We start from the raw sequence: 13945 nt of genomic DNA on the forward strand, positions 1-13945 counted from the left end.
CCGCGCCCTCGCCCGTCATCACGAGGTGGGAAAGACCGCTAAACGCGCGGCATCACTCACCGAGCACCGCGAGCAGGCAGGTTAAACGACAAGCTGAGAGAGCGCAGGTGACGCGAGGCCGTCTTGCCGTTCGGGGGGTTGGATCAGAGCTTGACGGTGGTCCACAACTGGTCCACAGCCAGCGAGCTTCAACGAGAACGGGCGGGACTCCGTGAGACTGGAGACCCGCCCGTACCTACGATGATTGCCCTGGTCAACGGCCGGAACCGCTGGTCAAGATCGAGTGCCCCCTGCAGGATTCGAACCTGCGCACCCGGCTCCGGAGGCCGGTGCTCTATCCCCTGAGCTAAGGGGGCTCGACGAGTGATAAGGCTATCAGCATCCCGGCACCACTCGGACCGGATAACGCTCCGCGTACGCATCCAGCGAAAACCGCACGTGACAGCCCTGCTCCAGGTAACTTTGCGCCCGTGGGCGAGGTTCTGGGAAAAGTACTGGTCGTCGACGACGACGAGGTCATCCGTCAGCTCATCGCGGTCAATCTGAACCTGGAGGGGTTCGAGGTCGCGACCGCCACCGACGGGCAGGACTGCCTCGATCGGGTGCTCGACGTCATGCCGGATGTCATCACGCTGGATGTGATGATGCCGTGCCTGGATGGATGGACGACTGCGGAGAAGTTGCGCACCGACGAGGCCACCAGCCATATCAAGGTCGTGCTGATCACGGCCCGGGCGCAGGACGATGACAGGAGGCGCGGGCTGGGGATCGGGGTGGACGCTTATCTGACCAAGCCGTTCGATCCGGCTGAGCTTATTCAGGTGGTCCGGGATCTGGCGGCTGGTGGCCGGGGCTGAGGAGTGAGAGGCTGCGACCCTCGACATCGGTAAGCGCACCCCAGGGATCAGCGGGATGCGCGCGTGAGGGTGGTGGGCAGTGGGTGTGGATGGGCGGCTCGAGCGGGCCAAGGTGCTGTACGAGCGGGCCGTTTTCGGTGGTGACGCGGGCGGGCTGGAGGTTGCCGACCGTGAGCTGAACAGCCTGGAGGCCGATCTGGCGCTGGCGCGTGGCCGCGTACTCCACGCGCGGTTTCTCGACGGGCAGGGTGCGGACGACGGGCACGGTGCGGACGACGGGCAGGGTGCGGGGAAGGAAGAGCTGGCCCTGTTCGAGCGGGCGGCGGAGCTCTACCGGCTGGTCGGCGACGTGCGCGGCGAGGGCGAGGCGCTGTTCTGGGTGGGGGTCTTTCATCAGGTCGTCCGGCGCGACCAGGAGTCCGCGCGGCCGGTTCTCGAGCGCTCCCATGAGCTGGCGGCCAAGGCCGGCGACAAGCTGACACTCTCGTACGCCCTACGCCACCTCGGCATCGCCGAGCACGTCGCCGGGCGGTTGGAGACGGCGCGGGAGCGGCTGGAGGAGTCCGTACGGCTCCGGCGAGAGCTCGGATTCCTGGCCGGCGTGGCGGCCAACCTGGTGGGGCTGGCCTATATCGCCATTGCCGAAGGGCGGCGTGATGATGCCGTGGCGGTGCTGGATGAGGCCGCCGAGATTGCCGAGACCAATGGCGCCGCGGGCGTGATGCGTTCCATCGAAGAGGCACGCGAAACCGCACTGGCGGTGTAACGGATTTTTACGCGCTACGGCCAAATTCTTTACGCGTACGCTGGCCAGTACCGCTCGTCTGAACTGAGGAAGGTCGAACAGTGCGTAGCTCCATTTTCGGCAATCTCGAATCCCAGCCGGTGCCCCCTGGATTCGCCCTCCAGAACGGCAAGATGCTCAGGGTTCAGCTGCCGCACGAAGTCCTGGCCAAGCAGGGCTCCATGGTCGCCTTCCAAGGGCAGATGGACTTCGACTACGAAGGCGGAGGCCTCGGCAAGCTGCTCAAGAAGGCCGTGACGGGCGAGGGCACCGCACTCATGCGCGTACGCGGCGAAGGGCTGCTCTATCTCGCCGACAATGCCGACGACATTCACCTGTTCTACCTGGAGAACGAGGGGATCACCGTCAACGGGCGCAACCTGCTGGCGTTCCAGCCGCAGCTCACCTGGGACATCCAGCGCGTGCAGGGCGCCGGGATGGCGGCGGGCGGGCTGTTCAACACCACGGTGACCGGGACCGGGTGGGTGGCGGTGACCACGCACGGCACGCCGGTGCTGCTCGACGCCGCCCGCATGCCCACGTACGCCGACGGCCAGTCCGCGGTGTGCTGGAGCACCGGGCTGCGGGTCGGCATCAACCGGACGATGAAGATGGGGGCGTTGATCGGGCGCGGCAGCGGGGAGGCCATGCAACTGTCGTTCAGTGGGCAGGGGTTCGTGCTGGTGCAGGCCAGTGAAGGGGCGCCCGTCGTCGCCCAGAAGGCCTAGACACGACCCACGCAGGCCTGGACACCGCCCGCACAGACCTAGACAGGTAATTAGCTAATTGCCATAATTCCTTCGTGCTTGACGTTGATCTGGTCAAGGCGCTGGCCAATGAGAAGCGGGTGCTGATCCTCGACTGGCTCCGCGACCCCGAGCGCCACTTTCCGCCCCAGCGCGACGGCGATCTCGTACGCGACGGTGTCTGCTCCCTGTTCATCGCGGAGAAGCTCGCCGTCAGCCAGCCCACCTGCGGCGAGCATCTCAAGGTGCTCGCCAAGGCGGGCCTGATCCGCGGCAAGAAGATCAAGCAGTGGGTGTTCTACCAGCGCGACGAGGACCGGATCGCCGCCGCGAAGGAGTTGTTGAGCAGTGATTGGTGAGCTGTACGAGCGCCTGATCGCCGACATGGACGCCGCCGGCGCCAGCTACCGGCTGATCGACCATGCCCCGGAAGGGCGTACCGAGCTCGTCAGCGCGATGCGCGGGCACGACGTCGCGCAGGCGGCCAAATGCCTCATCGTGATGGTCAAGATCGGCAAGAAGCAGACCCGGCACGTGCTGGCCGTCGTGCCCGGTGACGCCCGGCTCGACCTGCAGGCGGTCAAGGCGCTCCTGGGCGGCACGTACGTGGCCTTCGCCGGCAAGGAGAAGGCCGAGGAGCTGGCCGGGAGCGTGAGCGGGACGGTGCTCCCGTTCAGCTACGACCCCCGGCTCGAGCTGGTCGCGGACCCGTCGCTGCTCGACCGGCCCGAGCTCTACTTCAACGCCGCCAGGCTCGACCGGTCCGTCGCGCTGGCCACCGACGACTACGTGCGGCTGGCCGAGCCCAGGCTGGCGCCGATCACCCTGAGCTAGGAGCAGGTGGGCGTGGGAGCGGTGTTCGCGCCGCTCCAGGAGGCGATGAAGCCGAACGTCGTCGAGGCCCCGGGAGCGAGCGACCCGTTCCAGGCCACGTTACGCACGGTCACCGAAGAGCCGCCGGCGCTCAGCGTGCCGTTCCAGAGCTGGCTGATCTGCTGCCCGTTCGCGAACGCCCACTGCACCGTCCACCCGCTCATCGCCGCGGCGCCGCCGTTCTTGACGGTGACCTCGCCCTGGAAGCCGTCCTGCCACTGGTTGGTGATCTTGTACGTGGCCGTGCACCCACCCGCGGGAACAGTGGGGGTGACGGTGGGAGTGACGGTAGGGGTGGCGGTCGGCGTGGAGGTCCCCGACAGGGCGTTCACCAGCGGCGGGTACCACTTGTCGGACATCTTCTGGTCCCCCGTGGCGTTCGGGTGCACCCCGTCGTACGTGTCCGTGCTCGTGCTGAACCCCGTCCACTGGTCGACCACCGTGATCGGCGACTGCTGGGTGGTGGTCGCGGCTGCCCAGGCCGGGATGGCGTTGTTGAAGTTGACGGCGCGCTGGCCGCAGTCGGCGCAGTTGGACGGGTTCATCGGGATGATCTTGGCGACCAGGATCTTCATGGTGGGGTTGCTGGCCCGCATCTGGTTGACGAGCGTGGTGAACGCGCTGAGGATCGTCGCCGGTGCGATGTTGCTCCACACGTCGTTCGTGCCGAGGTGCATCAGGACGATGTCGGGTTTGGTCGCGGACAGCCAGCCGGGCAGCTGGTTCTGGTTGGCGATGTTGGTGGCCAGGTAGCCGCCGTGGCCCTCGTTGTCGCCGTCGTACGGGACGCCGCAGCCCTGCAGCGGGAGGGTGCCGACGAAGTCGATGTTGGTGTAGCCGGTGCTCTGGAGCCGGTTCCAGAGCAGGGCCCGCCAGCATCCGGGGGATCCGGTGATCGAGTCGCCGAGGGGCATGATCCTGGTTGCCGCGGCGCCGCTGGCCTGCGTGGTGGTCGCGAATAACACCGCCGCGGCCAATGCCAGCATCGTCGCCAGCAAGGTGCTGGTCCTGCGCATCGTCTGCTCTCCCGTCGTAGCCTGCGCAGATCGTAAGAAGCGCGCTGGTACGGCGGGAAGGCGACTCGGTACGCACAGGCCCATGACCTGCGAAGACGCCGTGTAACTTTCAAGCCTGTCCAGGCCTGCCGCGGCGGACCACGACAAGCGGGCAGGGCGCGTGGTGGAGCATGGCCTGGCTGATCGAGCCCATGAGCATCCCGGCGAGCTGGCTGTGCCCGTGCGAGCCGACCACCAGCAGGTCGGCTCCCTTCGCCGCCTCCCGCAGCACCTCGACGGGATGGCCGTGCACGATCTCCGGCACCACGTCCACTCCGGGATGCCGGTCCCGGTACCCGGCCAGGAACTCGTTCAGCTCACGCAGCGCGTCCCGTTCGCTGTCGGGGTCGGCGGGCTCGAAACCGCTCGGATGCGGCCAGGCCCACGCGTGTACGGCCCGGAGCAGCGCACCGCGCAATTCGGACTCGGCGAACGCGAAGTCGAGCGCCTGCCTGCCTCCCGGAGAGCCGTCGACCCCGACGACCACCTCGCCCTGCGGCGCCGAAGGGCGGTCACGGACCAGGACCACGTCCGTGCGCGCGTGCGCGGCCACCCCGTACGCGACGGAGCCGACCAGCAGCCCGCGCACGCCGCCGATCCCCCGGCTGCCGACGACCAGCAGCTCGGCTTCTTCCGAGGCCTTGATCAGGGCGGTTCGGGGGTCGCCCGGCAGGAGGGTGGTCTCCACGGTGAGCTCGGGCCGCTCGCGGAGCGCCCGGTCCCGCGCCGAGAGGAGCACCGTCTTCGCGCCCTCGCGCATCCACCGTCCGACCTCGGCGTAGCGGCTGTGGGTCTCCTCGCACACCCACTTCGGAACGGCGTGCGCCACGGTCAGCGGCGCGCGACGCAGCGCCGCTTCCGTGGCGGCCCAGCCGGCGGCGTCCAGCCCGGTGCGCGAGCCGTCGACGCCCACGATGATCACGGAAGTTGCTCCTTAGGCGAACGCGTAGCACTCCACTTCGGCACGGCGGAACGTCAGTCCCTTGGCCGTGGAGTCGCGCAGGCACTCGCGCTCTTCCTCGCTGAGTTTGAGCGTGCCGCAGACGGTCACACCGGAGTACGTGCGGCAGTCGAGTTTGCGGTCGACTCTGCCCACGCGGTATGTCTCCCTGACCGCTGCTCTGCATTGTGCCTTCCCAATGTCGGCGTAGCGGCATTGGGAAATGAGGGTCTCGTACTGCTGCTGACTCACTTCTTGCTGGCCTGTACCGTCCGCGAAGGCGGCGGTCACGCTGGACGTGGCCATGACCACAAGTCCTGCGACAGCGGCGATCATTTTCATGGTTCCCCTGATGGGACCCATACCGCCCAGGGCGCTCGTCAAACCTCGCGCCGGATCGCGAGGACGCTGAGCCAGGTGCGTTGCTTGGTTGTGACGTGGTGCTCGAGGACGTCGAACCCGGCCTCGGCGAGCAGTCCGAGCAGTGCGTCCGGCTCTCGGTGGACGAACCACCGGTACAGCTCGCCGCCGTACTGCACCCGCTCCCAGCCCTCACCGTCGCCCGCCGAAGTGCTCAACCACAGCACGCCGCCGGGCCGCAGTGTCACCGCCCAGGCACGCAACGTGGCCTCGGTCTCGGCGGCCGGCACGTGCAGGAGCGCCGCGACCGACCACAGGCCGGTCAGCGAGCCGGGGGCGAGCGGCGGGCAGCGCAGGTCGCCCAGCGCCGTGGACACCCCGCGCGCGGTGGCGAGCCTGGCCATCTCGTCCGAACGATCGATCCCGACCACCCGCAGCCCCTGCTCCAGGAACCAGGCCGCGTCCCGCCCCGGCCCGCACCCCAGGTCGGCGACCAGGCCGCCCGGGGGCAGCGCGTCGACGAAGCGCTGCCTCAAGGCGAGGAAAGCGCTGTCCACCTGCTCTGTGCGTGCGGCGAACTCAGCGGCGATTCTGTCGTAACTGGCCGTGGTCGTGGAGATAGGGTCATTCATCACCGGATCATGACAGGCCGGGATCGCGTCAGGGAATGGGCTCCAGCATCCGGTGAGGGGACTCGAGGGCGCGACTGACCGGGTCGTCTCTCTTGCCTTCCAGGCCAGGGCCGGGATGCACCTCCACCTCGTCCAGCGCGACATGGCGGCCGCAGGCCGGGCAGTGCGCCTGAGGGTCGAGCCTGGTGCCGCAGGTCACGTGGTGGAACAGCCGGCGCGGTCCGCGGTCCGACAGGTGCCGCTCGCCCCACTGCCCCAGGGTCAGCACGGAGATCCAGAGCTCGCGGCCCGCGGGCGTCAGGACGTACTCGTCGCGGGGCGGGGTGTCCTGGTAGCGGCGTCTGACGAGGACGCCGGCCTCGACGAGGGCGGCGAGCCGCTGGGAGAGCACAGCGCGCGGGATGTCGAGGTGGGCGAGGAAGTCGCCGTAGCGGCGCACGCCGTACATGGCATCGCGGACCACGAGGAGGGTCCACCGTTCGCCGATCACTTCCAGGGCCTTGGCCAGCGAGCAGTCCTGGCCGTCGTAGTTCTTGCCGAGCGCCATGAGGTCCATGTTAGTTCATTCACTGAACCGTGCTACCGTGCGCGGCATGAGTTCAATGACCGAACTGACGGTGGAGCGGCGGGCGACGCTCGCGGTGGCGTCGTCGGCGCCGCTGCTGGTGCTGACGAACTACACCGTGCCGATGGTGACGCTGCCCCAGACGGCCGCGTCGCTGGGCGCGGGGGCGACCGGGCCGGTGTGGATCCTGGGGGCGATCGCGCTGGGGTTGTCGTCGCTGTTGCTGGTCTCCGGCGGGCTGGCCGACGACTACGGACGCAGGCGGGTGCTGGTGGCGGGCACGGCGGTGTTGGCCGGTGCGAGCGTGGTGGCCGCGGTGAGCACGTCGGTGCCGGTGTTCGTGCTGGCCAGATTGGTGCAGGGCGGGGCGAGCGCGGCGATGCTGGCCGCGAGTCTGGGCATCGTGGGTCATGCCTACCCCGGAGGGATGGAACGCGTACGGGCCAGTGGGCGGTACGGGGCGATGATGGGGCTCGGCACGGCGCTCGGGCCGCTGGTGTCCGGGGCGCTGGCGACGGTGACGAGCTGGCGGGCGGTGTACTGGCTGATGGCGGCCTGCGCGCTGGCGCTGGCCGTGGTGTCCGCCCGGGCGCTGGAGGAGTCGCGATCGGCGCTGCCGCGCAGGTTCGACGTGCCGGGCGTGGTGCTGCTCAGCCTCGGCGTGGCCGCGCTGGTCGCGGGGGTGACGGAAGGGCGGGTCGGGTGGTCCCGGCCGGTCGTGCTGGGGGCGTTCGCGGTGGCGGTGGTTCTGGTGGGCGCGTTCGTCGCGGTGGAGCGGCGGCGGGCGGATCCGCTGATCGATCTGGAGCTGTTCCGGCGGCCGGCGTTCCTGGTGGCGACGGGCGGGGCACTGGTCGTGGGTGCGGCGGTGGTCGGGCTGCTCAGTTACCTGCCGAGCGTGCTGCAGGCCGCGCATGGGCTGACGCCACTGGACTCGGCGCTGCTGTTCTGTGTCTGGTCGGGGCTGTCGTTCGTGGCGTCGCTGCTGACCAGGCACGTACGGCTGGCCACGGCCGCGCGCCTGGCGCTCGGTCTGGGGCTGAGCGCGGCCGGGTTCGCCGGACTGCTGGGCGTGGGCGGCTCGCTGCACCTGCCGCTGGTCGTCGCCGGGCTGGCGGTGAGCGGGGTCGGATCCGGGCTGATCAACTCCTCGATCACCCAGCTGGCGATCGACAGCGTGCCCGCCCACAGGGTGAGCATGGGCTCCGGGGCCAACAACACCGCCCGCTACGTCGGTTCCTCGCTGGGAGCCGCCGCCGTGGCGGCCCTCGTCGGCGCCTTCGGCTGGAGTCTGGGGACGGGGGTCATGGTGGCGGCCTGCATCGGGCTCATGGGCGTCACGGCGATCGCGGCCCTGGTCATGCCCGGCCGTCGCGGCGATCGGGGAAGGCACTGACCCCGCTCGTGCGATCTCATCCAGAGGGGGTAGGGCCTTCATTGAAGATTCCTGCGACCGTCTCCGAGGAGGTAACGATGGACACATCGGGAGTCGGCAAGACCGTACAGGACGTGATGCACCACGGAGCGGAATGCATCGGCGAGCACGACAGTCTGCGCAGAGCCGCGCAGATGATGCGTGACCTGGCAGTCGGCGCGTTGCCGATCTGCGGGGATGACGACCGGCTCAAAGGGATCATCACCGACCGGGACATCGTGATCAAGTGCTGCGCCGAGGGCAAGGACCTCGACCAGACCACGGCGAGCGAGCTCGCCATGGGGCTGGTGTGGGTGGAGGCCCACAGCAGCGTCGAAGAGGCGCTGCTGAAGATGGAGCAGCACCAGATCAAGCGGCTGCCCGTGATCGACAACCACCGGATCGTGGGCATGGTCAGCGAGGCCGACCTGGCGAAGGAGCTGCCGGACAACAAGCTCGCGGAGTTCGTCCACCGGGTCTACGCACCCTCGTGAGACGACGCGTCCGGACCGATCACGCGAATGGGGCTCCGACCGGGGCCCCATTCGCCGTGTAGAGGAGTGCAACCTTTTGCCCCGTGGGACGCGTTGGGAACGGGCGAAAGGAGAGCACTTTGGATCGTCACGACGGCTTCCGCGAGTTCGTGCTCGCCCGCCAGCAAGCGCTGATGCGAACCGCGTACCTGCTGGTGGGAGACGCCCACCTCGCCGAGGACCTGCTCCAGAGCGTGCTGACCAAGGTCGTCGGACATTGGTCCAAGCTGTCCAGGGACGGCAATCCCGAGGCGTACACGCGCAAGGCGCTGGTCAACCAGTACATCTCCTGGCGGCGCCTGTCCCGTCCGGAATTACCGAGCGCCGACCCGCCCGAGCAAGGCGCCTCCCATGACGAGGCCACGCTCGACCGGATCGTGCTGCGGCAGGCGCTGGCCAAGCTGACCCGCAAGCAGCGGGCGGTGATCGTGCTGCGCTTCTGGGAGGACCTCACCGAGGCGCAGACCGCCGACGCGCTCGGCTGTTCGATCGGCAACGTCAAAAGTCAGACCCATCACGCACTGGCGCGCCTGCGCGCGCTCGCACCCGAGTTGGCAGAGCTGCGCGTACAGGAGGAGGTAGCCCGATGACGAGGCTGCGCGAGGCGCTCAAGGACATCGCCGAGGAGGCTCCGCTGGTCAGCCTGGCCGACGCGGCCATCACGGGCCACCGGCGCAGGCGGAAGGCCAGGCTGGCGGTGACCGCGGTCGCGACGGTCGCCGCGCTGGTGGCGGGATCGGCCGCGACAGCGGTGAGCTGGCCACGCACCGCTCAGACGGCCACGCCGCAGCGCACGGAAACGGTGCCCGACCTGCCCGGCGGCAGGGTCGAGCCGCTCAGCCACGGGTACTTGACGCCGTGTAACAACGATCAGAAGCGCCGCATCATCGACTGCAGCGTCCAGGAGTGGCGGGTGGTCACCCGCGGCGGTACGACGTACCGCGTGCCGCAGGCGCTCGTCGGGACCGACAAGGGCCAGGTCGTACCCATCGCGGTCAGCCGGGACGGGCGCATGCTCGCGTACTACAGCCGCCAGGCTCAGGCTCACGTCGTCCGCGACCTGGCGACGGGCACCGAGACCACCTCCCCCGTCACGGTGAAGGAGGAGCGGATCCAGATGGGCAATCAGCTCGTGGTCTCCGACGACGGCCGGTACGTGGCCTTCGACCCGCGTGTGGGGAGCAAGCAGCCCGGCCTGCTGATCGACGTGCGCACCGGCAAGACGGTGCCGATACCCGGCGTGTACGAGCCGATCAGCATCAAGGACGGCGTCGTCGAGCTGGTCAGATACCGCAAAACCGACATCTGGCTGATGCCGGTCACCGGCGGAGGCAAGCCGGTGCGCTTCGACGGCGCGTACATCTTCTTCAGCGAGATCGCCCCGGACGGGCGCACGATGGTCGCCCACTACTTCAAGGACGAGGCGAAGCCGACACTCACTGTCCTGGACACGAAGACCGGGCGGGCTCTGCGGAAGGTGACCATTCGCGGCCTGCCCGATCCCCGCGGGTACTTTCAACCCTCGATCTGGCTGAGCCAGTCCGAGGTCGTGGTCCTCGGTCAGGGTTACAAGCTGGACCAGAGCACTTATGCGGTCAATGTCAACACGGGCAAGGCCCGGCACCTGGCCGACTACCCCTCCAAGACCGTGCGGGACCTGATCCTGCCCGGAACCGCTTCCGGGAAGTAGCCCGGGTCAGGTCACGCAGGGTCTGTCAGGGGAGGTCAGATCCGGTCGGCGGCGATGAGGAGGTACTGGAAGCTGCCGTCCCGGTACGCCTCGAGAAAGGCCTCCTCGATCCCCGTCGCCAGATGGGTCTTGGCGCGCAGCTCCCAGTACGGGATGGTGGCGGCGGTGAGGTCGATGACCTTGATGGGGACGAGGCGGTTGGCCGCCAGTTCCTTGAAATAGGTGCTGCGCGGATGGATGTCGCAGATGTAGTGGGCGTTGATCTGACTGACGGCACGGGACGGCAGGCCGTAGGCATCGTTGTAACACCCGGTGATGCACACGTACCGGCCGCCGCGGCTCAGGAGGCGGGCGTGCTCGGCGAACAGCAACGAGAGCTCGACGTACATCGTGCTCTCGTTGTTCCAGATCGCCTGGAACGTTCCCGTCTCGAATCCGGTGTCGAGCATGTTGCGGAAATGGAAGCGCACCTTGTCGTCGACACCGCGCATCGTGGCCTGCTCGTTGGCGAAGGCCACCTGGGACTCGGAAATGGACACGCCGTCGACATGGCAGCCGTACCTGAGGTTGACCAGGAGGCTGGAGCCGCCGCGGCCCGAGCCGGCGTCCAGCACCCGGTGGTCCGGCCGCAGGGGGCCGAGGTTGCTGATGAGGGTGTCGGCCTGCGCGTGCTCGAGCCGGTGGAGCTCCTCGATGACCCGTTTCTCGCGGGTTGCCGCCGGGCCCTCCAGGACCGACCAGTTCACCTCTCCGATGCCGTAATGGTGGTGGTAAATGCCGTCGACCTCGCCCAGGCGCAGGTTGACCGGGTTCTGCTCCGAGTTCCAATAGTCGGCGACCGAGTGCTGGTAGTAGGTGCTGAGGACGGGTGTGGCCGTCATCGGCGGGGCTCCTTTCGGTACGACTGGGCTCTATGACTGATAGCGGCTGCTGGTGCTGTGCCATTCGAGGCAGCCGGCCATCCACGCCTGGGCCCCGCGCAGGAAGCGCTTCAGCTCGACGGACGGGACGGTGGCGAGTCGCTGCTGGCTGGCCTCGAAACCTCGGACGAAGTCGTTGTGCATGGCGACGGCGCGTTCGGTCGCCTCGCGGGTGGAGCAGCCCTCTTCCGCGGCGATGAGCAGGATCACGTTGGAGTCGGGGAGCTCGTCGGCCGCCTCCCTCTCGACGGAGTGAAGGTCGTTGACGAGCACGCTGGCGGTGCCGGCCTGCATGAGCGCGGTGTGGAACCCGCTGTCGAAGAAGAGGTTGGCGGGCAGCTCGTACTCCCCCACGATGTCGATGAGCGTCATGGACGTGTAGAAGCTGTCGTGCTGCCTGGCCGCGAGATAGCGCCACACGGGTGGCGGCGTCTCCAGGTAGCGCCAGGCGGCGTAGGCGGCCCAGCTCACGTACATCTGGGACGTGATGTTGCAGACCCGCCCCACCTGCGAGGGCGTGGCGTGGCGGCGTACGTGGCCGGCCGCCGACCTCAGCGCGACCAGGACGGGGTCGGCCTGGATCGCCTCCTCGAGCTCGCGGGTGTAGTCGCCCGCCGGCGGGGGCGGGTCCATGGCCGACGTCACCAGGGCGAGCCGCGGCGGGAGCTCGGTCGGCGTCGCGCCGAGCTCGGTCTCGTCCGCGTAGTAGTCGTCGGCGGCCCACCAGGCGGCGTTCATCTGGGCCGCGACCAGCAGCAGGTCGGGATCGTCGGCGTCGGGGTGGGTGAGCGTGGCCAGCCGCCCGTACCCCGTCGCGCGGAACTCCTCCATCCGCCCCTCGTGGAGGCCGACCCGCTCCGCCCAGGCCGCCAGCCGCCGGTCCACCTCGCCGGCCAGCTCCTGGTCGTCCCTGACGGTCTCCGGGCAGTACAGCGGCGGGTACGACCCGTCGCCCCACTGCCGTTCCCGGTACGGCAGCGGGGCGAGGCTGTGCCGGTGGAGTGCGCCGCGAAGCGCCTGCGCGGGGTCCACCTGGGCGGGCCTGGGAGGCTCGTGCCCGTCGCCTTCGGCGGGCCGTGGCACGGGATGGCGGTCCACCGGCGGGAGGCGCAGCGCGGAGGTGCCCAGGCCGGTGGGGCCTGCTGCGATGTCGGGCATGTCGCCGCCCCCTTCCTATACGCGCGGGGCCGCGATGTCGACGTTCTCGAGGATGCCGATCGCGTCGGGCACCAGGATCGCCGCCGAGTAGTAGGCGCTGACCAGGTACGACATCACGGCCTGCTGGTTGATCCCCATGAACCGGACGTTCAGCCCCGGCTCGTGCTCCTCCGGGAGGCCGGTCTGGTAGAGGCCGACCACCCCCTGGTCCTCCTCCCCCGTACGCATGGCCAGGATGGAGGTGGTGTGGTGTTCGGAGATCGGGATCTTGCCGCAGGGGAAGATCGGGACCCCGCGCCAGGCCGGGATCTCGTGGCCGTCCACGTCGGCGCTGCCGGGCACCAGCCCGCGCTTGTTGCACTCCCTGAAGAACGCGGCGATCGCCTTGGGGTGGGCCAGCAGCAACCGGGTCTTGCGGCGCATGCTGATCAGGTCGTCCAGGTCGTCCGGGGTCGGCGGGCCGGACCAGGTGCTGATCCGCTGGCCGTACTCGGCGTTGTGCAGCAGGCCGAACTCGCGGTTGTTGAGCAGTTCCCACTCCTCGCGCTCGCGGATCTCGTGGACGGTCAGGCGCAGCTGCTGCTCGAGCTGGCTCATGGGATCGTTGTAGAGGTCGGCCACGCGGGTGTGGACCCGCAGGACGCTCTGTGTGACGCTCAGCTCGTACTCGCGGGGATGGAGGTCGTAGTCCACGAACGTGCCGTCGATGGTGGGCTCGCCGACATGCCCGGACGCGATCGCGACGGCCGCCTCGCCGCGGCGGTTGACCGGCCTGCGCGTCTCCTCGAGATACCGTTCGACGTGCTCCCGCAGGGCGGGCGACCCGTCGAACAGCCGCTGGAACTCCTGCCACGGCGACACCAGGATCGTGCCGGCGGTGGCGGCCCTGACGGTGCACGGCCAGCGCGGGCTCTCCTGCGCGAGCGCCTCGTCGCCCAGGTGCTCACCGTCGGTGACGACGCCGAGGAGCAGCGTGTCCCCGTACGCGCCGGTGGCCAGCCGGTCGAGCCGGCCGTGGGCGATGATGTACGTCTCGGTGATGGGGGCGCCGGCCTCGACGATGACGTCGCCCGCCTGGAACTCCCGCGGCGCGAACGTCGAGGCGATCGCCCTCAGCACGTCGAGGTCGCCGAAGCCGCGCAGCGGGGGAAGCTCCGGGAGCGTCTCGGGGATGATCCGCACGTCGTCCGCCCCGTTGAGCACCACGCTCACCCGGCCGCGCCCGACCCGGTGCGTCAGCCTGCGGTTGACCCGGTACGTCCCTCCGCGCACATCGACCCACGGCAGCCTGCGCAGCAGCCAGCGGGAGGTGATGGCCTGCATCTGCGGGCGTGTCTTGGTGGTGGTGGCCAGGTTGCGCGCTGCCCGAGTGTCCAGGCTCAACCGGGGCTCCGTAGACATGTTCCCTCGCAATCGCT

General features: G+C 69.1%; 17 protein-coding genes and 1 tRNA gene. 9 read left to right on the forward strand and 9 right to left on the reverse strand.

Translation table 11 applies throughout. The features are described from left to right. Window positions 1-284: 284 nt before the first annotated feature. Window positions 285-356 (reverse strand) — tRNA-Arg (locus AB0J64_RS07385). A gap of 114 nt (window positions 357-470) precedes the next feature. Here AB0J64_RS07385 and AB0J64_RS07390 point away from each other — a divergent pair. The 5 genes from AB0J64_RS07390 to AB0J64_RS07410 all read left to right on the forward strand — a co-directional run bounded on the left by AB0J64_RS07390 (window position 471) and on the right by AB0J64_RS07410 (window position 3221). Continuing rightward, on the forward strand, window positions 471-857 hold the full coding sequence (locus AB0J64_RS07390; RefSeq protein WP_344996132.1) for a response regulator: 387 nt from the start codon (window positions 471-473) through the stop codon (window positions 855-857). 79 nt (window positions 858-936) lie between these two features. Further along, window positions 937-1623 carry a tetratricopeptide repeat protein gene (locus AB0J64_RS07395; protein WP_364022105.1) on the forward strand — a complete coding sequence of 229 codons (687 nt, stop codon included), beginning with the start codon at window positions 937-939 and terminating at the stop codon, window positions 1621-1623. An 80-nt stretch (window positions 1624-1703) separates the two neighbouring features. Then, a complete protein-coding gene (locus AB0J64_RS07400) occupies window positions 1704-2369 on the forward strand; it encodes an AIM24 family protein (protein WP_364022108.1) in 666 nt (221 codons plus the stop codon). Between the two features lie 74 nt (window positions 2370-2443). After that, on the forward strand, window positions 2444-2746 hold the full coding sequence (locus AB0J64_RS07405) for a winged helix-turn-helix domain-containing protein (protein ID WP_364022111.1): 303 nt from the start codon (window positions 2444-2446) through the stop codon (window positions 2744-2746). Beyond that, window positions 2736-3221, forward strand: coding sequence for a YbaK/prolyl-tRNA synthetase associated domain-containing protein (locus tag AB0J64_RS07410; RefSeq protein WP_364022114.1), 486 nt, complete (start codon window positions 2736-2738; stop codon window positions 3219-3221). The genes AB0J64_RS07405 and AB0J64_RS07410 overlap by 11 nt, the downstream gene beginning before the upstream one ends. Here the strand turns inward: AB0J64_RS07410 and AB0J64_RS07415 are convergent. The 5 genes from AB0J64_RS07415 to AB0J64_RS07435 form a co-directional block, all read right to left on the reverse strand. After that, window positions 3218-4276 carry a cellulose binding domain-containing protein gene (locus AB0J64_RS07415; protein WP_364022117.1) on the reverse strand — a complete coding sequence of 353 codons (1059 nt, stop codon included), beginning with the start codon at window positions 4274-4276 and terminating at the stop codon, window positions 3218-3220. The two genes, AB0J64_RS07410 and AB0J64_RS07415, sit on opposite strands and share 4 nt — an antisense overlap. A 109-nt stretch (window positions 4277-4385) precedes the next feature. Continuing rightward, window positions 4386-5237 carry a universal stress protein gene (locus AB0J64_RS07420; protein WP_364022120.1) on the reverse strand — a complete coding sequence of 284 codons (852 nt, stop codon included), beginning with the start codon at window positions 5235-5237 and terminating at the stop codon, window positions 4386-4388. Window positions 5238-5249: 12 nt separating this feature from the next. Then, a complete protein-coding gene (locus AB0J64_RS07425; RefSeq protein WP_364022123.1) occupies window positions 5250-5411 on the reverse strand; it encodes a hypothetical protein in 162 nt (53 codons plus the stop codon). A 224-nt stretch (window positions 5412-5635) separates the two neighbouring features. After that, complete coding sequence (locus AB0J64_RS07430; RefSeq protein WP_364022126.1) at window positions 5636-6247, reverse strand: class I SAM-dependent methyltransferase; 612 nt, start codon at window positions 6245-6247, stop codon at window positions 5636-5638. Window positions 6248-6275: 28 nt separating this feature from the next. Continuing rightward, the gene (locus AB0J64_RS07435; RefSeq protein WP_364022129.1) at window positions 6276-6794 is read right to left on the reverse strand and encodes a helix-turn-helix domain-containing protein; all 519 of its coding nucleotides are present in this window, start codon (window positions 6792-6794) and stop codon (window positions 6276-6278) included. Window positions 6795-6840: 46 nt separating this feature from the next. Between AB0J64_RS07435 and AB0J64_RS07440 the strand changes: the two genes are divergently transcribed. The 4 genes from AB0J64_RS07440 (at window position 6841) to AB0J64_RS07455 (ending at window position 10449) form a co-directional block, all read left to right on the forward strand. Beyond that, on the forward strand, window positions 6841-8208 hold the full coding sequence (locus AB0J64_RS07440; RefSeq protein ID WP_364022132.1) for an MFS transporter: 1368 nt from the start codon (window positions 6841-6843) through the stop codon (window positions 8206-8208). Window positions 8209-8285: 77 nt separating this feature from the next. Beyond that, a complete protein-coding gene (locus tag AB0J64_RS07445; protein ID WP_364022135.1) occupies window positions 8286-8720 on the forward strand; it encodes a CBS domain-containing protein in 435 nt (144 codons plus the stop codon). Window positions 8721-8839: 119 nt separating this feature from the next. After that, window positions 8840-9349: a SigE family RNA polymerase sigma factor gene (locus AB0J64_RS07450; protein ID WP_364022138.1), complete on the forward strand. Its 510-nt coding sequence runs from the start codon at window positions 8840-8842 to the stop codon at window positions 9347-9349. Continuing rightward, window positions 9346-10449, forward strand: a complete 1104-nt coding sequence (locus tag AB0J64_RS07455) for a hypothetical protein (RefSeq protein ID WP_364022141.1) — start codon at window positions 9346-9348, stop codon at window positions 10447-10449. Before AB0J64_RS07450 ends, AB0J64_RS07455 begins: the two co-directional genes overlap by 4 nt. Before the next feature lie 35 nt (window positions 10450-10484). Here the strand turns inward: AB0J64_RS07455 and AB0J64_RS07460 are convergent, their stop codons facing one another. Genes AB0J64_RS07460 through AB0J64_RS07470 form a run of 3 tightly spaced genes read right to left on the reverse strand, consistent with a single transcriptional unit; the run spans window position 10485 to window position 13928 of the window. After that, window positions 10485-11330: a geranyl diphosphate 2-C-methyltransferase gene (locus tag AB0J64_RS07460; RefSeq protein ID WP_364022143.1), complete on the reverse strand. Its 846-nt coding sequence runs from the start codon at window positions 11328-11330 to the stop codon at window positions 10485-10487. Between the two features lie 30 nt (window positions 11331-11360). Continuing rightward, on the reverse strand, window positions 11361-12527 hold the full coding sequence (locus AB0J64_RS07465; protein ID WP_364022145.1) for a family 2 encapsulin nanocompartment cargo protein terpene cyclase: 1167 nt from the start codon (window positions 12525-12527) through the stop codon (window positions 11361-11363). Between the two features lie 15 nt (window positions 12528-12542). After that, window positions 12543-13928 (reverse strand): family 2B encapsulin nanocompartment shell protein, encoded by a 1386-nt coding sequence (locus tag AB0J64_RS07470; protein ID WP_364022147.1) that lies wholly within the window; start codon window positions 13926-13928, stop codon window positions 12543-12545. Window positions 13929-13945: the final 17 nt, after the last annotated feature.

Origin of the sequence: Nonomuraea sp. NPDC049695 (assembly GCF_040674955.1) — a bacterium.
Taxonomy (GTDB): Bacteria; Actinomycetota; Actinomycetes; order Streptosporangiales; family Streptosporangiaceae; genus Nonomuraea; species Nonomuraea helvata.